The following is a 22,015-nucleotide window of genomic DNA, read 5'->3' as shown; positions in this document are numbered from 1 at the left end:
ATGTTAGTTGATTCCTTAAATCAACGCAGACGACGAACAGTGCTGATCTTATTGCAATGCATCGCATCCTACTTTTTAATTATGCTGACCATGAATTTTACTACCCATGCCAAAGAAATAGCTGCGGGTGTTCAACATGCTTCATCTACACTGTATAAAGTTAATGACCACTTTTTTGATCAACAAGAGGAAGATTTTCTGGCTCGCCCAGACCACCTGCTAACTTTGCATCATCTTTATACATGGGAGAAGACAAATCCACACTTTAAATATATTATCGCTAGTAAACAGCACCTTTCTTTAAACGTTTCACATTTGCCTGCAACGTTTCAATACGGTTATGAAGCAGGACAGGAGACACCAGATGCTTATGAAAGTCTACAGGTCAATCAGCAGTTTCTTGAACACTTTCAAGTCAAAACGTATGAGGGCCGACTATTTCATGCTGAGGATTACAATTTAAACAATACAGTTGTTCCAATCATTGTAGGTTATGAATACAAGGACTATCTACAACTTGGACAATCGGTGAATGTGGGATATATGGGTATAGAACTGAAATGCAAGATTGTTGGCATATTGGAACAAAACAGCTTTTACAATGACAGTTACGCTTTGAGATATATGGATCGGGTTATCATCCTTCCTTCGCTTGAAGCAGATGATATCTATGCTTATCCTGAAACTTTGATGTTAAAACTACTTTGGGATAAAACAAACGGTTATATTTCTAGCCCCCTTTCAGCAGAGGCTATTCAGGACTTGTTTACCCAAAAAAGCCTGCAGCTTGATATCGAACCTTATACCTTGGAAGGCGTATCCCGTTTTTATTTGACGATGTGGGGTCTGGAGGGAGAGCAGCTACAGCAGATATTTACCGTTTTTTCCAGTGTTATCGTTGTAAGTTGTCTGTTCAGTCTGTCAGCTAACATTGCGGCTAAACTAAGCATACGTCAGTATGCATACGGAGTTATGATTGCAAGCGGCGTGAACAGACGTTCCATTCGGTTATCTATTTTGCTGGAAGTCTTGCTTATCCATGCAGCTTCACTGGTGCTCGCCAGTCTATTCTCTTATGTAATTATGCATCGTATACAATTTTCTGTTCTTTTGCCGTTCAGCATGATCTTGTGCCTATTATCCTGTATTCCGCCTTGGTGGATGATACACAGATTGCGCTTATCCAGTACGATACGGGGTGGTAGCCAATGACTATAATTGCTCTGAAAAACATGACAAAGTCTTATGGTCCGCGAAAGATCCTGTCCGATGCTTCTTTCCATGTACAAGATGGTGATTTCGTGGGCATCGTAGGAAGGAGCGGATCGGGTAAATCAACGCTATTAAATATATTAGGCTGTCTGGATACAGCTGATCGTGGTGAATATTTTTTCGATCACCAGCTTATCCAATCTAAAGACGAAAAGCAAAAAACAATATTGCGACGAGATCATATCGGTTTCATCGTTCAGGATTATGGACTTATTCGTGAAAAAAATGTCTTTTACAATATTGCTTTACCTTTGTTATGCAAGAATGTACCTAAAAAGGAAATTCAATATTCTATTGAAACCCTCTCGAATTCGCTGCACATCCGTAATTTGATTGATAAATATCCAGATCAACTCTCTGGAGGCGAGGCACAAAGGGTAGCCATCGCAAGGGCACTTATTCGAAAGCCCAAAGTCATTCTGGCAGATGAACCAACCGGTGCCTTGGACGAAGCTGCTGAATTAAACATTCTGAACCTTTTGCAAAACCTCAATCAAACGGACGGAGTAACCATTGTGCTTGTTACTCACAATCAGGTTGTCGCAGATTTATGCAAAAAACGTTACAGCATTTTAGACGGAAAAATAGTTGAGGTTTGAATCCACCGATGCGTTCCCCCAGAATGCTCCGCGTAAAAACCCGTAAAATGGTTCCTTTCCAACTGAAAGGCCATCTTACGGGTTTTATATATTAAATCAGTTAAACCTATCAGGATACAAGTCAGGTTCAGCTTTTCACTTCTGCCACGGACTGGCCATCGGGAACCGGAATTCCAAAATTCGGTGTTCCATCTTCATTCCAATGAATCACCTGCGCACGAGCGTGGCGGTTCGGATCGTACAGCGGATCTCCTTCAATCTCTTTGTAGTTGCGCGCATGATAGATCAGAATGTCGGTTTTGCCATCGGGTGAAACGGTAAAGCTGTTATGTCCCGGACCATACTGCCCGTTCTCTTCACAAGTCTGGAATACCGGTTCAGGTGATTTCACCCAACTTGCCGGATCAAGTAAATCAGCATCTTCATTGGCCGTAAGTAGCCCCATGCAGTAGTGATGATCGGTTGCACTGGCTGAGTAGCTGATAAACAGACGACCATTCCGATGCAGCACGGCCGCGCCTTCGTTTACTTTAAAACCGATGATCTCCCAATCATATTCAGGTGTCGTGATCATGACCTGCTCACCACGAAGTGTCCATGGATTTTCCATTTCACAAATATAGAGATTTGAATTGCCGTCGATGCTCGGATCTTTCTGGGCCCAGACCAGATAACGAATGCCTCTGTGTTCAAAGGTCGTGGCATCTAGCGCAAAACTTTCCCATTTGGTTCGAATCTGTCCTTTCTCTTTCCACTTTCCTTCAAGCGGATTAGCGGAATCATTTTCGAGCACGTACATGCGATGATCGAACAAACCATCGTTGGTTTCACTTGTATGTGCGGCCGCGAAATATATGTACCATTTTCCATCAATAAAATGAATCTCCGGTGCCCAGATATTCGCGCTCATCAGTCCTGTCTCCCGCTTCGTCCAAGCGGTTACGGGTTCGGCATCTCTCAACCTCTCCAGCGTCTCTGCACGCCGAATTTCAATTCGGTCAAAGGCTGGTACGGAAGCAGAAAAATAATAGTACCCGTCTGTATGACGGTACACCCAAGGATCAGCGCGCTGCTCCAGCATGGGATTGGTAAATGTAATCGAATTGGTCATGGGAATGAACCCCTTTCATATATGTGTTTGTGGCTTGAATCTATGATGTGCTCAGTGTGCTTGCAAAAATATGGAGAGCAGGGTTTGAGGGCACAGCGGGCGTTCGCGGGCGGCAGGGCCTTGGTGCTCTCCTTGACCTCCGATTTCTTTCACTCACCGCTCTTGGCGGTGGAAATCGGATGGCAAACTCGCACGCGCGGCTCCTTCCTCCCTCTCACTGCTTGTGCCCTCTGTACTGGTTGCTCGCGATATTTTTGCTCGCTAGTACACATCGGGCTTCGAGCCTTAGTTGGCTCGATAACTTGTGGCGTTGACCGCTTGGCTGGGTCAACTCTCCCCGTGGCCGTGCTCAGGCACAGCGAGCGTTCGTGGACGGTAGGGCCCTGGCGCTCTCCTTGACCTCCGATTTCTTTTCACTCACCGCTCCCGGCGGTGGAAATCGGATGGCAAACTCGCACGCGCGGCTCCTTCCTCCCTCTCTCTGCTGTTGCCCCTCTGCGCTGGTTGCTCGCGATGTTTTCGCTCGCTGGCACACATCGGGCTTCGAGCCTTTAGGAGTGGCTCGAAGATTGTGGCGTTGACCGCTTGGCTGGGTCAACTCTCCCCGTGGCCGTGCTCAGGCACAGCGGGCGTTCGCGGGCGGCAGGGCCTTGGGGCTCTCCTTGACCTCCGATTTCTTCCATTCACCGCTCCTGGCGGTGGAAATCGGATGGCAAACTCGCACGCGCGGCTCCTTCCTCCCTCTCTCTGCTGGTGTCCCTCTGCGCTGGTTGCTCACGATGTTTTCGCTCGCTGGCCCCCCCTCGCTGACCACCCTCAGGGGTCAGCGATCTATTTCTCAGCTGCGCTGATTTGTTTGCCCCAGACCGCGATGCCGCGGTCGTTCAGACCAGTTACCACCAGCGCAGGCTGGCTTCGCTCCCAATCCCAGGATGGGAGCAGCTTTAGCTCTTCCGTGGAAGCACCGCCCCTCAGGCTTTCCTTCCACGTCAGCGTTAACGTTTGTTTGCCATCAAACGTCCAGGTTCCCGAACCGTTCTCGCTTTCAATTTTGCCTTTACTCGTCAGCGTATATGGCACAGCCTGCACCTGTCCATTTACAGACGGATCAAGCGCCATGCCTTCCCACGTTCCGGCAATCATCGATTTCGGAATATCTTGTGCGGTCTCTCCGGCATAACGTTCAGGCGACACGACAGGCCAGCCATCCTTCGTCCACAGCATTTTACGCACATGCAGATACGGCCAGTTTTTATCCGTCTCGCCCCGCGCATGATGCACGATGTAATAATCGTCGCCATCCTTCAGCACGGAATTATGCCCAGGAGCAACCCAGCCTTCACCTTCGGTGAAGCGGTATCCGCCCAAAATTTTGGTGCCTATCTCATACTGTGGCAGATGCTCCGTATCCAACATTTTATTGCCGTTCATATCCGTATAAGGCCCTGTGATGGAGTCGGCACGAGCTACCCGCACGTTATAGTCTTCGAACAGAGAATCATAAGACACGAACAGGTAATATTTTTGAAACTCTGGATTATACACAATGTATGGCCCCTCGACTGCGCCTTCTTCGGTTGCACGATCCCTTGCTGCGATGCGTGTACCATACCCCTCTTCCTTGAACTTGCCCGTATCCGGATCAAGCGGTGCAATGTAGATTCCGTCAAAAAATGAACCATATACCATCCACGGGTTGCCTAGCGCATCGAGCACCGGATTGGCATCAATGGCATTCAGGCCGTCCTTTTCCTGACCAGCCGTCTTCACAACCAGTCCTTCATCCTTCCACGGCCCCTCGGGAGACTTGGAAGTTTGCAACCCGATGGCTGACTGTGTACTACCAAAGCTCGAAGCCGAATAATACAAGCGGTACGTATCCCCGGCTTTAATAATATCCGGTGCCCACAGGTTCGTTGCCCCTGTCCAATCGAGTGCTTCCTTCGGGATACCCGACAGGGCCTGCCCGACCCATTTCCAGTTGATCAAATCATCGGATTTTCGCACCATTACGCCTGGTTTCGGTTCCCCTGCTACTCGAACGTCTGTGGAATAGACGTAGTAGCCCTGGTCTGTTTTGATAATCGCAGGATCATGCGCATTGTTAACCGTCCACTTGGATTCATCATCCAGAATCGAAAGATCATACATTTTTGGTTCCTGCGGGGCTTCCGGAAAAACCGGAGGTTTCGCCGTATCCCCGCCATCTGTACAGCCCGTCACACCGATAACCATCAGTAACATCAATACCGCAACTCCCTTCCTTGCCCCCTGTCGCCCCTTTAGCCCCATCCAATATTTATCGTATCTCCGCTCTTTGCATTCTTTCATTTCATTCAACTCTTCTTGTTGTCCTTTTTTCCCCTTCGCTTCCTTCCATTCTTCTCGTCTCTTCGGTTGTTGCCATACTTTCCATCCTCTCATGCCCATCACCCTTTTACCCCTGAAATCGCAACCGACTCGATAATTTGCTTTTGGAAGATCAAGAAGATAATCAGAACAGGTAGCAGAGCCACAATCGACGCCGCCATAATGAGCGGATAATCCGTTTGAATGGCATAGGTCGCGTTAAAGTTGGCAATGACAAGCTGCAAAGTTTGCTTTTCAGGTGAATTCAGATAGATAATCGGTGCCAGATAATCGTTCCAGATGCCCATAAACCAGAGAATCAGCTGTGCAGCCACCGCAGGTTTAATCAGCGGAAACGTAATGCTGGAATACAACCGAAAGTAAGAGCTTCCGTCGATTTTCGCCGCTTCAATAATTGCGTCAGGAACACTAAGCAGATATTGCCGCAGGAAAAAGATCATAATTACATTCCCGAATAGTCCCGGTACAATCAGCGGCAGCAAAGTGTCCACCCAGCCTAGCTTCGAAAACATTATAAATTGCGGGATCATGACCGTCGGATACGGAATCATCATCGAGGCCAGCAGGGCGAGAAACAGTTTGTTCTTATGTGGAAATCTTAACTTGGCAAAAGCAAATGCCGCAAGACTCGACGTAAACGTTCCAACTACCGTCACACTAAGAGCTACAATGAGACTGTTTTTAATTCCGCTGAGCAGCGGTCCTGCTTCCCAGATCTCTTTATATTTATCGAATCGAAACACTTCCGGAATCCAGACCGGCGGAAGCGCGAATACATCCTGTTTCTCCTTGAGCGAGGTGGACAGCATCCAGAGCAAGGGCGCAATCATCGCAATCGCACCGATGGACAGAACGATAAATATAATAGAATTGGTTACTTTCCTTCTTTGACTATAAGACATCTTCCGTTCCACTCCTTTCCTCGCCCATTAATCCCCGTCGTAGGCTGATCTTTCGTTAAGTTTGAATTGTATAAGCGTAATCACAAAGATGAAGATACCCAGAATCATGGCCATCGCAGAAGCGTAACCCATCTGCAGGTTGCTAAAGGCCTTCTGCCAGATATAAAAGACGATCGAAGCGGATGCATATTCCGGCCCGCCTGTCGGTGTCATGATGTTCATCTCGGTAAAGATTTGCGAACCACCGATGATATTTGTCACCACGAGGAAAAAAGTTACGGGTTTCACCATCGGCCAGGTGATATTGCGGAAAATCTGAAATCCATTCGCTCCGTCAAGCTCTGCGGCCTCGTAATAGGTGCGGGATACACTTTGCAGTGCCGCCAGATATAACAGCATAGTATAACCCAGACCTTTCCAGACAGTCATGATGATCAGCGCGGGTTTTACTGTATCTTTGTTCGCCAGCCAATTGGGGCCTTTGATACCGAACAGATCAAGGAACTGGTTCACCAGACCATAATCTCCGTTGTAGGCCCAGTTCCACATGATGGATACCGCCGCCAAGGAAGAAATGACCGGTATGTAGTAGATTACACGAAAGGTGGTCGTACCCGGAATTTTACGATTCAGCCCCATCGCCAGCAAGAGCGCCAGCAACAGACCAATCGGAATACCGAGCATCAGGTAAAACGTATTAAACATGGCTTTGTAAAAAAGATCATCGGTCAACAAATCTTTGAAATTGGCAAGCCCGATAAAGTTCATCTGCCCCAGTCCGTCCCAATCGGTGAACGAACCATAGAGGGAATAGAGGAACGGGAACAATACAAAAATCACAAGCCCCAAAAGGGGGGGCAAAATAAACAAGTATCCATACATCTTCTCTTTGCGATACAAACTGGATTTCGTATTCACGTGTTCACCCCTGTTTCTAAGATCAGCATGTGGCATACATCGATTGGCTTTTTTGAATCATGGCCTCTGCTCTGTTCCGGTCGATACATGCCACATGCCCGTATGGAATCTGGCGATAAAATTAAACAAACCGTTTACATCGTTCACTTCGATGACAGAATAACCTGGAGAGTAGCGGTTATCCCCAGATTTTCTGAATTCCCTTTTCAATAGGGGAAAATGAAAATCCGGTTATAAGCGTATGCTTCCGATGTAGCCTTCTTTCAGAAAGCTTTTAGGCAAACGCTTCGCTTTTCAGATTTTTTCTGCCCTCTCCGTTACAACATGTAAACATAGTTCAATTCGTATCTTCTAAAAAAACAAATGCCAGCAGCATCGGTTCAGGCTGCTGGCATCCCTTGTCTATCTATTTATTCTGAGATTTCTTCTCCTGCTCCACTGCTTTGTCCAGCAGCTTCTGCATTTTTGGCTGTTGTTGCTTCACATAGTCAGCGGCAGTCATCTTGCCATCAAGTACCGGCTGAATATCGGTGAAGAACATGTCGTACCACTCCGCGTTGTATGTGTAGTTACCCGGCAACGCACGTCCGTAGTCTTTTACGATATCGATGAATTCCTGTTTGTTTTCCGGTTTGGTAGAGGTGTCTTTGGCCCACTCATCGGCCATATCAAGCAAGTTTGGAATCTGCACCTTCGCGTCTACCAGTTGTTTCATGCCTTCCTTTGAAGCAGTGAGATAATTCACCAATGCAGCAGCTTCTTCTGGATGTTTGGTTTTGGCAGATACTCCGATCCCGAGGGAACCGATCCATGTCGCGGGTTTGCCTGTTGATCCCGCCGGGAAAGGCAGCAGATCATAATCGAATGGAAGCTTTTCAAATGTACTCATATCCCACGGACCAACAGGGAAGAACGCCATTTCACCCTTCATCCAGCGCTGATACGTATCCAGCGTTTGTGCTTCCTCAATGGAAGGAGTGATCTTGTACTTGTTCTGCATATCCGCGAAGAATTGTAGCGCTTCGGCAAATTTTGGATCATCAATCGTGACTTTCGTTTTGCTCTCGTCCAACCAGTCAGCCCCGTTGCTCCATACAAAAGATTGCAGTGCCCATTGTACGTTAAAACCTGTACCAAATACGTCCGGTTTACCGTCTCCGTTCGTATCTTTCGTTGCTTGCTGATTTACCTTGATAAACTCTTCCCACGTATAAGGCTTGTCCTTGTCAGGGAGCGGAATGCCTTCTTTTTCAAAAAGGGTCTTGTTATAACCCAGTGCAAATGGCCCGACATCCTTAGGCATACCGTAGAGATCACCTTGCCCTGCCATCTTGCCATCATAACGATACAAGTCCACGCCATACTTCCAGATATTATCCAGATTGATATCTTTGTTTTTCTCGATATACGGCGTTAGATTCATGAGCACATTGCTGTTCACATAGGCCTTCATATCACCCGGTGTGAAATAAAATACGTCTGGCAAGCTATTGCCTGTAATCGCCGCGCGAAGCTTTGTCGCATATTGGTCCGCTGCGGTAACGATGATTTTAACTTTGACGCCTGGATGTTCTTCTTCAAACTTCTTCACGACAGCCTGATACGCCTTCTGCTCATCCGTGCCGCCGCGGAACATAAACGTCAGTTCTTTATCTCCGCTCGAACTTCCGCTTCCTCCTCCACAACCTGCAAGCACCAGTGCACTGACCAGCATTAGCAGCATAAACGTGACCCAACTCTTTCTCTTGACCATATGAACCCCTCCTGATCTGGACTTGTAAACGTATTCAATACCATGAATCAGCATTTCTGTTGTTAAATTTATCAAATCCAGATCCCTTTAGTCAATACTTTATTAAAACATTTTATATTTTTATAAAATAAAAATCATACTAATACGTCGGCCAGCCATTCCCGTCCCATAACAAATCGTTAATCAGCAATTTCGGATTGCCATTATCCGTTGCATCATAAGCATGCCGTACGATTAGATTGCCGTTGACCACGTCCTGCCCACCCGGTCCTTTCCATCTCACATTACCTGTATCCAAAATCGTGCCGCCACCGTTCATCATATTTACTCCGTTTTTGTCGACGTAAGGGCCCGTAATGCTGGTGGACCGACCATAAACCATTTTGTAGGTACTGTTCACACCTTTACAGCAGGAATCAATAGAGGCAAACAAATAATAATATCCGTTGCGATACGTGATACTTGGCGCTTCAATTGCGCCCCCGTTATTCGGACGTGCTGCAATCGAGGAGATGTTACCTGTCGGTTTCATCGTGTTTTTGTCCAGTTTTACAATTTTCAGACCGCTCCAGAACGAACCAAAGGCCAGCCATGGATTACCCGAAGCATCAATAACCAGTTCCGGATCAATGGCGTTGTAGTTATTCGATGTATTGGATTGCAGTACAAGCCCTTCATCTTTCCATTGCCCCGCGCCAACGCTGTTTGCGGACGCTAACCCAATCGCAGACCTGTTGGAACCAAAGGTCGAGATGGAATAATAGAGCCAAACCTTGCCGTTATACCTTTGTACGTCCGGTGCCCATACATCCAGGTCTTTCTGTGCGGGGACAGCCGAATTCCACCAGGACGGTTCACTTAGAAAAATCTGAGGCACACGATACCACGACGTTCCGTTATCGGATTTCAGCACCTGAATACCTGGACCCGTGGAAAAGGTGTACCAGGAATTGCCCTCTTTGATGATCGTCGGATCATGAACGGCAATGTCTCCCGATAGATTCCAAAACGCGGCTAAAGCCCGAGACTGTCCTGCTAGCACCAGACCCAACACCAGTAATGCTGGTAATGCCCAACGCTTCTTGGATGAAAACTTCGAGCCTTTCACCTGCTTCAAGCGTTCTGAATCAGTTAACGATCCTGAGCCTTCAACATTCTTAACCCTTTGAAAATCCCTCTCGATCTTGCATTTGAAACTCTTCAATTCCCACCACTTGAAACTCTTTAATCTCTTCCATGAACTGAACTTTTCCATACCGGAACGCCACCTCTCCTGATTAAACGGTTACTTTGGTTCATGAAGTATTAAATCAATTTAAGTATAATAGGATTATAAAAGCGGTTACATGACAATTCAATGGTATATTTCAAATATATATGAATTAATTCAATGTTTTGTTCGAGTCAATCCGGAAGTAAAACCTATACAAGATTTAAATTTTTCATTGTATACATAAGGAATACCTCCCTTTTCTCCACCTTTCTTTCCAGCATGTAATGATTTATAATTATCTGAAATAAAACAATAAATGTGCAAAAGTCTGCGTAGATAGGCTTTGTTCAGAACGGGGAAAGGACATCCACCTATGATTTATATTAAAGATCTCATGTCAGGTGTGAACATTTTCAAAGCACTCAGCTCCGAAATTCGCATTCAGATTATTGAGTTGCTGGCCAGAAACCAAAGTCTTAATCTCAATGACCTAGCAACCAAGCTGGGACTTAGTAACGGCGCAATCACAATGCATATCAAAAAGCTTGAGGAGAGCGGATTAATCGAGATTAATACAGCGGTTGGCAAACACGGCATTCAGAAGATTTGTTATCTTAACGAGGAAAAATTAATGGTCGACCTGCGTTCTCAGGAGATTCATAACCGGTATGAGGTAGAGATTCAAGTTGGGCATTACAGTGATTATCAGGCAGCACCCACATGTGGGATTGCTACGAAAGACAGTATTATCGGGGAGTTTGATGATCCCCGTTATTTTGCCGATCCGCTTCGGATCGACGCAGAGATGATCTGGCTGGCTGAGGGGTATCTTGAATATCGTATTCCCAACTATCTGAAGCCCAACCAGACGTTTAACGAAATTCAACTGTCTATGGAACTGGGGTCGGAAGCCCCCGGATTCTGTGACAACTATCCGTCGGATATTTACTTTTATATCAATGGCAAAAAAATCGGACTATGGACGAGTCCAGGAGATTTCGGTGATACACGCGGTACGTTTAATCCGGACTGGTGGCCTCCGCATCTGAATCAGTACGGAATGCTGAAGCTGATTCGTATTACGAAGGAAGGCAGTTATATCGACGGATGCAAAATCTCGGACGTTACCCTGGACGATATCGGGCTGGATTACAAAAGTGATATCCACTTCCGCATCGCTGTTACGGACGGACCTGTCAACAAACGCGGCCTGACTATTTTCGGCAAAAACTTCGGCAACTATGGTCAAGGCCTGCTCGCGCGAGTGCTTTATAATGTGCAGGAAGACTAGATAGGATCTGGCTGGAGATTTTGGTTGAAGAATGCTCCTTAATTGTAGAAGAGTGCGAATCTGCACTCTTTTTTTAGTGATATACTTATGGCCTGTATCGGAAAAGAAGTGATGACGGGTGGGGTTCTTTTGAAGCTGGAACGGTTAGTCTCGATCATTTACAAATTACTCAATCACGAAGTGTTGTCTGCCTCTACCCTTGCGGAAGAATATCAAGTATCGCCCAGAACCATCTATCGGGATATTGATGTGATCTGCGCAGCCGGGTTTCCGGTTGTTTCGCATCAAGGAATGAACGGCGGGTATGGCATTATGGATGGATATAAAATGGATAAAAGCTTGCTCGGCTCATATGATGTGGATGCTTTGATTACAGTGCTCACCAGCCTCTCGACCGTGTTTAACGATGTTCGTGCACAGGGTACAATTGAACGTTTGCAGACGATTGGAGACCAGCATGAGAGACCAGCATGAGAGACCAAAGTTAACTGTAGACCTGAATACGTATCGAACTGAGCCTGACTCGCTTTCGCATCTTCGTGCAGGAATCATACAACATCAAGTCGTCCAGTTGGATTACATTAATTCCAAAAATGAGCACACGACCCGAGAAATCGAACCTGTTCGATTGCAGTTTAAATACCGCAGCTGGTATGTGTATGGATATTGCCGAAGCCGGCAGGATTACCGGGAATTCAGACTGTCACGGATGTTAAACGTGCACCTGACCAACCGTCATTTTGAACCGCATGTTCTCCCCATGGAAGAGCCATCTTCCACTCCTCCTGTCACCCAGGAGATCATGACAGATGTGGTATTTCGCGTATATCCGGATGCACTCGCGGAGGCGCTCGATCATTTTCAGCAAGCAGATAAACAATTTCATGAGGACGGCAGCATGACGATGCGCGTTCAGGTTCATAAACCGCTCCAGGCCACGTGGTTATGGTCGTTCTTACTGAGTTTGGGAAGTGGGGCGGAGGTTTTGGAACCTCTAGCACTGAGGGATGTTTTAGAGACGCAACTACGAAATGCACTGAGACGTTACGACAAACACACTCATTGAAGCCCCATAATGGGAGTCTTGTGAAGTGAAAGAAGAAGTATGACACGCTGTTGTCATACTTCTTTTTTTATACTCATTTCAGTAACAAGGGAGGCACTAAGACCATCCTATCGTTCGCTAAAATAAAGGAGACGATTTTTTTATGAATTACCTAGAAGAAATGGTTCATTATCATGTTTGGGCTTCGCAGATCATTATGCAACGCATTCAGGAGTTGCCGGCTTCTGTGCTGCATCAGGAAGTGAACAGTTCCTTTCCCACCCTCGCCCATGCGCTCAGTCATATGAATGCTGTGGATCAGATGTGGTACCTGGTGCTAACCGGAACCAGCATGCCTGAAGCTTTACAAATCTGCATGCCGCGTAACGGCGAAACGTTTGCCACCATAGAAGAATATTTCGAGCGTTATGCCGAACTATCCAATCAATATCTGACTTGGTTCAGTCAGCAGACGGATTTGGAGCAGGTGCTTCTGCTTGACAATCCCTTTGCAGGCGTGCGTCAAACCCGTTTCGCGGAAATCATCTTACATCTGGTGAATCACGGGACCTATCACCGGGGTAATATATCCACCATGTTGCGTCAGCTCGGCCATGCTTCTGTCATGAATGACTATTCTAGATTCTGGTACGAAAACTCCAATACTGCCGAGTAACTCTCTAATCCTTGAAGTCCATTGTGCCTGATAATAACTCTTGGATACGATGTAGTATGAAGCTCTTAGGTATCGTGTAGTATGAAGCTCTTAGGTATCGTGTAATACGAAGCTCTAAGGTATCATGTAATACGATAGTGTTAGATACAATGCAACATGAAAGGTCTTGGATATGATGCCGTCTGTTCCACTTGAACGAATACTCACCTTTACCTCCAGGGAAGAGTTAAAAAAATGGTTACAGAAGCACGGAACTACAGCGTCCTGCTGCTGGATTCCTGTGAGTTTGAAACCACGCCCCGATACCCTTTTATATCTGGATGCTGTTGAAGAAGCATTGTGCTTTGGCTGGATTGATGGAGTCAAAAAGAAAACGTCCGATGGCCTGTTATTACAACGCTTGTCCCCCCGCAGCCGCAAAAGCTCATGGACAGAGCTCAATAAGGAGCGTGTGCGCCGATTAGAAAGGCTAGGTCTTATGAAAGATGCGGGTAGAAAGGTTCTGCCCGACATGAATCCTGAAGCTTTTGTTGTCGATGCCGAGATTAAACAGAGGTTAACTGCGGACAGACAAGCATATGATCATTTCGTAGCTTTCCCTCTCCTCTATCAACGGGTACGCATCGACACGATCCAGAGCGTTAAACGGCAGCCAGCTCTCTTTCAAAGCCGGCTTGATAAGTTCATCCAACATACGAAGGCAAATCAACTGTATGGCCAGTGGCATGATAACGGAAGGTTGTTGCAGGATTAAAGCACATGTGGATTGGTTTAGCCGTCCTGCTTCTGCTCGTCGTTCTCCCTGATGCCGAATTTCTAACGATCACACGGGACGCTATTTAGCCGTTTTTCGCCTGACTGGAATTCTAACGATCACCAGAAACCTTATTCTCCGATTGTTAGCTATTTTTCAGGCGAAATCAGCCTAATTGGCTGATATAGCGTCTCTGAGAATCGTTAGATTTTATAACACTCTATTTTGACCAAAATAAGCTCTGTGGTGATCGTTAGCGCTTTAAACCCACTCATCACACAGGCTCTCCACGCAAAAAAAAGGCCAGCCAGTAATTACTGGCTAACCTGATCATACGAAAACCACCTGCCCGACCGTTTCCCTATAACCAGAAACTAGCCAGATCCCTTGACTGGTAACTGCCTAGCACCCCTGATTAGAGAATCCGATCAATTAGATAGTTTTCTGGTTTTCTGGTTTTCTGGTTTTCTGGTTTTCTGAGGCCCTGGTGCTCAGGTGCTCAGGTACTCTGATGCTCTGGTTTTCTAGTTTTCGGGTTCTCTGTCTTCTGAAGCTCTGTTGCCCTGATACTTTGGTACTTTGGTTTCTTTAGTTCTCTAGTTCTCTGGTTTTCAGATACTCCGGCGCTCTGGTGCTCTTCAAGTCGGTATAGTCTGTCACTCCCAAGCAACAGGTAAAGTGAGCAGTCTTACACAAACTGATTTACTTGCCAGAAGGCTGAGCTTCAGCGGTGTAACCTGTTGGAATTTCAGCTTCTGCCGTTACTTTGGTAATCACCATCGGATACATCATGTCCGGGTCAGGTTGCACGATTGAATATTTTACAATAGCTTGTTTATCCTTCTCCAACTTCACTTCATCAATTTTCAACCCGTATCCCGGATGCGGCATTTCAGCCGTCAAGGTCACTTTGCTTGTTTTGTCATCTACCTTGCTGATCGTTACTGCTGGTACGATCGCCTGCTGTCCTTCACCAGGATTGGTTGGAGCCGGTTCAGTTGCACCCTCATCGCTATGCTTATCCACAAACTCAAGGGCATTGAAAATCATGCTAGCTGCCTCCATACGAGTAAGCGACTGATCCGGGCGGAAGTTTCCGTCCTTGTCCAGTTCAATGATGTTCATATTCAGCAAGTTCTGGACCGCAGATATGGCGTCCTTACTTAATTTTTTTTCATCCTTCACTTCATTATACTTCATGATTACCGGATAATTACCGGTCGTGTTAATTCCCTCATGCAGCAAAATAACAAATTGTTCACGCGTCATCTTGCCTTGCGGATTCACTTCTACCGGAACGGAAAGGCCATTCTGAGTTGCCGCTTGCACAGCATCTGCATACCAGGTATCTGGACTGATTTTATTCTGAGCGGAAGCTTCCGCATATGCATTTTTCAAACCAAATGCTTTAACGATTAACTGAATTCCCTGCGGTTCGGACAGAGCAACATCCGGTCGGAACAGATCCGCCGTTACTCCATTCACAATCCCCTTCGATTTCAAAGTATCCACAACCGTCTTCTGGCCTTCATCCTTAATGTCGGAAAATGCAAATACCGAAGCACCTCCTGCTGTCAAAGAAACGCATAGCGCAAGTGTAGCAGCCAATCCTTTTTTATGTTTCATTTCCTGGCACCTCCATTATGATTAGTAAAACCTGTTTTTCATCTTTTCATCCCTACAGACGGGACATCTTCGTAAAATGTTTCAGTTCTTTTCGCATTTGGTGAATACAACTTCATAACAAGGCATATGATTTGCGGTGTATCGGTAGCCTATTAAGCTGTACTAGCGCATTGACAACGACTTATATTAGCGCGAAAATATAAATAGAAAGATTCATCGGTTGACGGATAAATAACAAACAAGTTCGCATAAAGTAAGAGGGCATGACACGCTACGATCAGGTGTCTGCCCTTTTCTTGACTTCGTAACAAAGGAGAACCCACACCTATGTCCAAAAAAGGTTTGCTGCGCGGTTATGTGTTATCCAACTGGCCTATCTATCTCCTGGCTGTTCTTTTGATCATTGCGTCGAATGTCGGTCAGGCCTCCCTGCCCCGTATTCTGGGCAACTTTACGGATCAACTCCTACAGAACACGCTACAGATGCAGACGGTGATCCGTTACAGCTTGTCGCTACTTGCGATTGCAATTGCATACAATCTGCTGTTTGGTACCGGCCAGTTCATGATTATGAAACTGGGCCGGCGATTTGAATTTATTACACGCGAGCGGATATTCCGCAAGTTTTCCGAGCTTAGCGAGCACTATTTTTCCAAACAGGGCAACGGCAAGCTGCTCAGCTATTTTATGAATGATGTCACTTCCGTCCGGGAAGCCATATCCAACGGGGTTACGATGATGACGAATGCCGCCTTTTTATTATTGTCCTGTGTAGTGATGATGTTACTTAGTGGCATTCCGCTGACACTGATCCTGATCAGCATTGTACCGCTGCTGGCCATTCCATTCCTGGTTGTGTACTTCGGACCACGGATTCGAAAGCGCTCCCGAGATGTGCAAGAGGCACTCGCCACAATGACGGAATCGGCAGAGGAACAGCTTGGCGGTATACGCGTAATCAAAACATTTGCCATCGAGGATAACGCTCGTTCACGTTTTGGCGCAACCGTGGATGATATCAAAAATAAACAGCTGCGGTTAGTTCGTCTATCTTCCCTTTTTCAGGCTACACTTCCGTTGCTCGGTGCAACGTCTCTCGTAATTTCGCTGCTGGTTGGCGGCATTCTAACGATGCAAAACTCCATTACGCTAGGCAGCTTTGTCGCCCTGACCTTGTATCTGCGAATCATTATGGGGCCACTCCAGCAGATTGGTAACGTGATTAATACGATGCAGCGTTCAGGAGCCTCTCTCGAAAGAGTCAATGATCTTCTCGGTGAAGAGCCCGATGTACAGGAAATCCCTGAGGCGGAGACACTGCAAAACATGCAAGAAATTAGGATCGACGATTTGACGTTCCATTATCCAGGTAGCTCATCGCCCGCGCTAAAAAAAATCCATCTCGAGATTCAAGCGGGAAGCACGGTTGGCATTGTCGGGAAAACAGGTTCAGGCAAAAGCACACTGGTTAAGCTGCTGCTCCGTACATACGAACCACCGGAAGGCAGCATTTTTATCAATGGCACAGACATTCGGGAACTATCTCTAGACAGTCTCAGATCTCAGATCGCTTATGTTCCTCAGGACGGCTTTCTATTCAGCACCACCATACGGGACAATATTGCATTCAGCAACCGTGAAGCGCCTATGGGTGACGTAGAAGACAGCGCCAAACAAGCGATGATCTATGAAAATATTGTGCGTTTCCCTGATCGTTTCGATACCCTGCTGGGAGAACGTGGACTTACGCTGTCTGGTGGACAGCGGCAACGTACCAGTCTCGCTCGCGGATTGATCAAGCAGGCTCAGATCCTAATTTTGGATGACAGTATGAGTGCCGTAGATGCCGTTACCGAAACAGGCATTCTCCGCAGTCTGCGTAAGATCAGCAAAGGCAAAACCACCTTAATCATCTCTCACCGTATCAGTGCCGTCCGTCATGCGGATGTCATCCTCGTGTTGGATGAAGGACAGATTGTTGAACAAGGGACGCATGCGGAGTTGATGGCTGCCAAAGGGCTGTATGCAGCGACCTATCGTTTGCAGGAGGAGGGGTTACATCATGTCTGATGCGGATGCGAATCCTAAACACACCAACCATAATTCTAAACGTACCGATCAATCGGACAATAGCAGTCATTCCGATAACACAGCCGTCAAATCGGAGTCCCCCACCAACGATCAGCACAGTAAACGTGCTTCATTTAAAGAAATGATGGGTTATGCCAAACCGCATCGTTGGGCCTTTGCCGGCATATTTTTCTGCTCCTTGCTTGGCATATCCGCCGATTTGTTGCAGCCTTATCTGGTCAAGATCGCTATCGATGACCATCTGGCTGTAGGTCAAACCAGCACCTTGTTTCTCGTTAAACTCGCCGCCGTTTTTCTGGGGCTGGCTGTAATCAGTTTTATTTTCACCTATATTCAAAATAATCTATTGCAACATGTCGGACAGAGCATCGTCGCTCGCATTCGCAAGGATTTGTTTAGACATATTTCCAAAATGTCCATGTCCTTCTTTGACCGCTTTCATATCGGTAGTCTGGTGACCAATGTGTCCAGCGATACGGAGACGATCAGCAGTTTCTTCACCCAAGTATTGCTCAGTCTGATTCGGGATGGCATGATGCTGGTGCTCATTATCTTTTTCATGTTTCAGCTCGATCCTATGCTCGCCGGTTATTCACTCATCGTACTTCCGGTCATCGCTGTCGTGGCTGCCCTGTTCCGTCGCAGACTGCGGAGCGCCTATCAGAATGCACGCAAACGCCTTTCTCGTCTGATCGCGTTTACGGCGGAAAACCTGTCGGGTATGTTCCTGATTCAGGCGTTCCACCAAGAAGAAGAGCAGAAGAAACGATTCATAGAACAGAACGCCCTTCATCTGGAGGCAAACATTACACAGGCACGTTCCAATGTTATTTTTAACCGGACATTTGACATTCTGGGTAACGCGGCGCTGGTGATGATGGTGTGGCTGGGTGGTCGCGCCGTGCTGGGTGAGTCTTTGCAAGTCGGAGTGCTGTATGCGTTTATCAGCTACATTCGTCAGTTTTTTCAACCGATCAACCAGATTACAATGCAGTGGAATACCTTTCAATCGACCACGGTTTCGATGGATCGGATCTGGAACATTTTGAACACGAGGCCTGAAGTACATGACCCGTCCCCGGATCAGGCTTCGCCGCTGGAACCGCAACATGTGATGGGTCAGATTGATTTTAATAATGTATCCTTCGGTTACAAGGCAGATCGCCCTATTATTCAACATATGAATCTGCACCTGTACCCTGGGGAGATGGTCGGTATTGTGGGTACAACCGGAGCGGGCAAAAGCACACTGATCTCCCTGCTCAATCGGTTCTATGACGTTAATCAGGGCAGCATCCAAATCGATGGCACCGACATTCGCCACATTCCGCAAGCCGCGCTCCACCGGATTGTTGGGCTGATTCAACAGGAGCCTTTCCTGTTCTCGGGTACCATTATTGATAACGTGAGAATGTTCAGGGAGGATATTACACGCGAGCAAGCGATGGAAGCCTGCCGATTTGTTGGGGCAGATGCGATGATAAGTCGTTTGCCGCAAGGCTATGACACCCGTCTGTCCGAGCGCGGAAGCGGGTTATCCGCCGGTGAACGACAGCTGATCTCGTTTGCACGAATCGTTGTATTCCAGCCACGCATTCTTATTCTCGATGAAGCTACCGCCAACCTGGACTCACATACTGAACAACTCGTACAACATGCGCTGGAGTCCGTATCCCAAGGCAGAACCACAATAGTGATTGCACATCGCCTGTCTACAGTCATGCATGCTGACCGGATTCTGGTCATGGAACAAGGCGCTATTGTCGAGGAAGGATCACATCAGGAGCTGGTTGCGAGCCAGGGCGTTTATGCCGATCTGTATCAGCACGCACGGGAGGCAGGACAACAACCTAGCAAGTTCGGGTAATATTTTTAGCGTTAGTTTGAATTACAACATTTCTCTCAACAGGACATACGGCGCTAGAACCGCTAGGATTACGTTAACTGATTGTTCAAAACTGCCCTACCTAAATGCCGCAAGAACTCGTAAACTTGATATAGGATGCACAGGTCAAACAGGCCGCTCTGCTCGTGCAGGCGGCATTTTTTACATATGAATCTGCAATGAAAGGAGTGACGATGATGTTACCTGCAACTTCTGAGGAACACCATCAGGGGGAAATTCGCTATCGTCGCATCACAGCGATCTGGAAAGGGAGCGTTTGTTTCCTGTTTCTCGTCTTATGTGTACTGCTCTTATGGGTCATCGTTGCCGGGCAGACTAAGAGCGTGGAAAAAATCTATTACCCTATGGCTGCGATACTCGGCATGTGGATGGTGGGACCGTTTTTCTTTATGTTTTGGACCCGTTCCATTCAGCGCGTGGCGATCCTCGTCTCATGGGATGAACAATCTCTCTATGCGGGTCAGCGCCATATTCCATGGAACCAGATTCGCAAGATCGAGCTTGCTACCCCTGCCCGAAGCAAATGGCAATTATCCGCCTCCCCCATGTACGCCTTGTATCTGAAGGACGGCACTCGAGTCCACATTCATACCGACCATTTGTTTGAAAAAAAAGAGCTTAAGTCCTCCTTGTCTACTCTCCAAAAGACGTTAAGGGAACATCAAGGGCCTGAACTGGATTGAACTTGTCCAGGTCAGGACCTTCAGGATGATGATTTCTCCACTCCAATGGATAAACTCACCCTATAATTACCTAGCGGTAGCAGTGCTTCCAGCAGTTCACCGAGTTGCTCTGTTGTCCCTGTCTGCACCCGCATCAGGTAACAACCTTCTCCACTGACACGGTGGACTTCAACAACGTCCTCACGCCCCGCCACAAACGCACGAAAGGCAGCATGTTTATCGCCAGAGTTCAGAAATACCGTGACAAATGCCTTCAAGCCAAGGCCGAGGCGGTCCGGGTTCCATTTTACCGTATACCCTTCAATAACCCCCAGGTCCTGCAACTTGCGTACTCTCGCCCCAACCGCTTGTCCTGTCAGATGCACTTCCTCTCCGATCTCCTTGTTTGAACGCTTGGCATCCCGGATCAGAATCTGCAAAATGCGTACATCCGTGGCGTCTATCATTTCGTTCATAGGTATTCAGCATTCCTTTCACCTTGAAAATAGTCGGACCGATATGCATTCAGCAGGTTATGTACGACGTGAATCGGGTTGTATAACATATAGGATAATACTAAGAGAGAACCCGAAGGAGTGCAAATCCAATGAAAATCCAATTAATTCGACATGCCACCCTGTGGCTGGAATACGGCGGTCTGAAAATGCTGGTTGACCCCATGCTAATGGATGCCGAGAGTATGCCCGCTTTTCCAAACACGCCGAATGAGCTGCGTAATCCTGGAGTCAATCTCCCCGAAACCGAAACAGATTATCTCAAGCCTGATCTGCTGATTGTAACGCATACCCATGCCGATCATTGGGATGAAGCAGCCGCAAATCAACTGCAGAAGGATATCCCATTGTTGTGCCAGCCGGGGGACGAGCCTATTTTCATAAAAGCGGGATTTACGGACGTAACGCCTGTCGATGTGGAGCATGAGCATCATTCGGTGCGATTCTCGCGTACATCCGGTCAGCACGGTACAGGGGAGATTGGCAAACGTATGGGTAAGGTCTCCGGTTTTGTGCTTGAAGCGGATGAAGAACCGGTCACCTACATTGCCGGAGATACGATCTGGTGTGATGAGCCAGCGACAGCGATCAAGCAATATAAACCAGAGGTCATTGTAGTCAACGCCGGGGGTGCACGCTTCTTGCAGGGTGATCCCATCACGATGGACGGACCCGACGTTGCTGCCGTGAAACACGCTGCACCTTCCGCTCACCTCATCGCCGTTCACATGGATGTCATCAACCACTGCATGACAACACGTGCGGATCTAGCCGCTTATCTGGCAAAAGAGCAGTTGGAAGATCATGTACTCATTCCAATGGATGGGGAAAGCTTCGAGTTTAAATTACGGGGGTAAGCGAAGGGGCATAGTTGCGTATGTAGGATGGTTAATTTAGACCATGTCCCCTGCAATCATCATTCGTATGATGTAGATTGCTCGTGAGTTTTTCTAACGATCACAGCAGACGCTATTTGGGCTGATTTTGCCACTTTGAAATTCTAACGATCACAGCGGAGCCTATTTAAGCGAAATACCCACTTTCCCCTGGAATTCTACCCATTTTCACCGAAATAACGTCTCTCATGACCGTTAGAATTAAAATGTGGCGTTAAATGCCTAAATAAGGTTTCCTGTGATCGTTAGCGCAATTGGACAGCGAAAAAACACTTTACTGGGGCACTCTACTGGGGCACTCTACTGGGGCACTCTACTGGGGCACTCTACTGGGGCACTCTACTGGGGCACTCTACTGGGGCACTCTACTGGGGCACTCTACTGGGGCACTCTACTGGGGCACTCTACTGGGGCA

The 22,015-nt window shown here is 47.2% G+C and carries 17 protein-coding genes and 1 pseudogene; 10 read left to right on the top strand and 8 right to left on the bottom strand.

Annotated features, from left to right (window positions below; all coding sequences use genetic code 11):
• A complete protein-coding gene (locus tag M3629_RS20940; protein WP_251509884.1) occupies window positions 1–1,212 on the top strand; it encodes an FtsX-like permease family protein in 1,212 nt (403 codons plus the stop codon).
• A complete protein-coding gene (locus tag M3629_RS20935; protein ID WP_251509883.1) occupies window positions 1,209–1,871 on the top strand; it encodes an ABC transporter ATP-binding protein in 663 nt (220 codons plus the stop codon). Before M3629_RS20940 ends, M3629_RS20935 begins: the two co-directional genes overlap by 4 nt.
• Before the next feature lie 127 nt (window positions 1,872–1,998).
• Here M3629_RS20935 and M3629_RS20930 read toward each other — a convergent pair whose 3' ends face one another.
• From M3629_RS20930 to M3629_RS20905, 6 genes are all read right to left on the bottom strand, one after another.
• Window positions 1,999–2,982 carry a glycoside hydrolase family 43 protein gene (locus M3629_RS20930; protein WP_251509881.1) on the bottom strand — a complete coding sequence of 328 codons (984 nt, stop codon included), beginning with the start codon at window positions 2,980–2,982 and terminating at the stop codon, window positions 1,999–2,001.
• An 831-nt stretch (window positions 2,983–3,813) separates the two neighbouring features.
• Entirely contained in the window at window positions 3,814–5,229 is a 1,416-nt protein-coding gene (locus M3629_RS20925) for an arabinan endo-1,5-alpha-L-arabinosidase (protein WP_251510286.1), read from the bottom strand.
• 182 nt (window positions 5,230–5,411) lie between these two features.
• Complete coding sequence (locus M3629_RS20920; RefSeq protein ID WP_090918394.1) at window positions 5,412–6,254, bottom strand: carbohydrate ABC transporter permease; 843 nt, start codon at window positions 6,252–6,254, stop codon at window positions 5,412–5,414.
• A gap of 27 nt (window positions 6,255–6,281) precedes the next feature.
• Entirely contained in the window at window positions 6,282–7,172 is an 891-nt protein-coding gene (locus tag M3629_RS20915) for a carbohydrate ABC transporter permease (RefSeq protein ID WP_251509879.1), read from the bottom strand.
• A gap of 406 nt (window positions 7,173–7,578) precedes the next feature.
• On the bottom strand, window positions 7,579–8,925 hold the full coding sequence (locus tag M3629_RS20910) for an ABC transporter substrate-binding protein (RefSeq protein WP_251509878.1): 1,347 nt from the start codon (window positions 8,923–8,925) through the stop codon (window positions 7,579–7,581).
• A 139-nt stretch (window positions 8,926–9,064) separates the two neighbouring features.
• A complete protein-coding gene (locus tag M3629_RS20905) occupies window positions 9,065–10,180 on the bottom strand; it encodes a glycoside hydrolase family 43 protein (RefSeq protein WP_251509876.1) in 1,116 nt (371 codons plus the stop codon).
• Between the two features lie 331 nt (window positions 10,181–10,511).
• On the opposite strand from M3629_RS20905, the gene M3629_RS20900 reads away from it, so the two are divergent.
• The 4 genes and pseudogenes from M3629_RS20900 to M3629_RS20885 all read left to right on the top strand — a co-directional run bounded on the left by M3629_RS20900 (window position 10,512) and on the right by M3629_RS20885 (window position 13,904).
• Complete coding sequence (locus tag M3629_RS20900; RefSeq protein ID WP_251509874.1) at window positions 10,512–11,429, top strand: ArsR/SmtB family transcription factor; 918 nt, start codon at window positions 10,512–10,514, stop codon at window positions 11,427–11,429.
• Window positions 11,430–11,558: 129 nt separating this feature from the next.
• Window positions 11,559–12,495 (top strand): annotated as a pseudogene (locus M3629_RS28855) (helix-turn-helix transcriptional regulator).
• Window positions 12,496–12,637: 142 nt separating this feature from the next.
• Window positions 12,638–13,150 carry a DinB family protein gene (locus M3629_RS20890; protein ID WP_251509873.1) on the top strand — a complete coding sequence of 171 codons (513 nt, stop codon included), beginning with the start codon at window positions 12,638–12,640 and terminating at the stop codon, window positions 13,148–13,150.
• A gap of 175 nt (window positions 13,151–13,325) precedes the next feature.
• Entirely contained in the window at window positions 13,326–13,904 is a 579-nt protein-coding gene (locus M3629_RS20885) for a YdeI/OmpD-associated family protein (protein WP_251510284.1), read from the top strand.
• A 702-nt stretch (window positions 13,905–14,606) separates the two neighbouring features.
• On the opposite strand, the gene M3629_RS20880 is transcribed toward M3629_RS20885, so the two are convergent.
• On the bottom strand, window positions 14,607–15,530 hold the full coding sequence (locus tag M3629_RS20880; protein ID WP_251509872.1) for an S-layer homology domain-containing protein: 924 nt from the start codon (window positions 15,528–15,530) through the stop codon (window positions 14,607–14,609).
• A gap of 327 nt (window positions 15,531–15,857) precedes the next feature.
• Between M3629_RS20880 and M3629_RS20875 the strand changes: the two genes are divergently transcribed.
• The 3 genes from M3629_RS20875 to M3629_RS20865 all read left to right on the top strand — a co-directional run bounded on the left by M3629_RS20875 (window position 15,858) and on the right by M3629_RS20865 (window position 20,210).
• Window positions 15,858–17,600 (top strand): ABC transporter ATP-binding protein, encoded by a 1,743-nt coding sequence (locus M3629_RS20875; RefSeq protein WP_251509871.1) that lies wholly within the window; start codon window positions 15,858–15,860, stop codon window positions 17,598–17,600.
• Window positions 17,593–19,488 carry an ABC transporter ATP-binding protein gene (locus M3629_RS20870; RefSeq protein ID WP_435368253.1) on the top strand — a complete coding sequence of 632 codons (1,896 nt, stop codon included), beginning with the start codon at window positions 17,593–17,595 and terminating at the stop codon, window positions 19,486–19,488. The genes M3629_RS20875 and M3629_RS20870 overlap by 8 nt, the downstream gene beginning before the upstream one ends.
• 212 nt (window positions 19,489–19,700) lie before the next feature.
• A complete protein-coding gene (locus M3629_RS20865) occupies window positions 19,701–20,210 on the top strand; it encodes a hypothetical protein (protein ID WP_251509870.1) in 510 nt (169 codons plus the stop codon).
• A gap of 20 nt (window positions 20,211–20,230) precedes the next feature.
• Here M3629_RS20865 and M3629_RS20860 read toward each other — a convergent pair whose 3' ends face one another.
• On the bottom strand, window positions 20,231–20,665 hold the full coding sequence (locus M3629_RS20860) for an Lrp/AsnC family transcriptional regulator (protein WP_221787751.1): 435 nt from the start codon (window positions 20,663–20,665) through the stop codon (window positions 20,231–20,233).
• A 131-nt stretch (window positions 20,666–20,796) separates the two neighbouring features.
• Between M3629_RS20860 and M3629_RS20855 the strand changes: the two genes are divergently transcribed.
• Window positions 20,797–21,561: an MBL fold metallo-hydrolase gene (locus M3629_RS20855; RefSeq protein ID WP_251509869.1), complete on the top strand. Its 765-nt coding sequence runs from the start codon at window positions 20,797–20,799 to the stop codon at window positions 21,559–21,561.
• Window positions 21,562–22,015 lie beyond the last annotated feature (454 nt).

Source organism: Paenibacillus polysaccharolyticus, from assembly GCF_023714295.1.
Classification (GTDB): Bacteria; Bacillota; Bacilli; order Paenibacillales; family Paenibacillaceae; genus Paenibacillus; species Paenibacillus polysaccharolyticus_A.
Note: the sequence above shows the minus strand (reverse complement) of the source record. Positions and strands in the feature narration are given on the sequence as shown.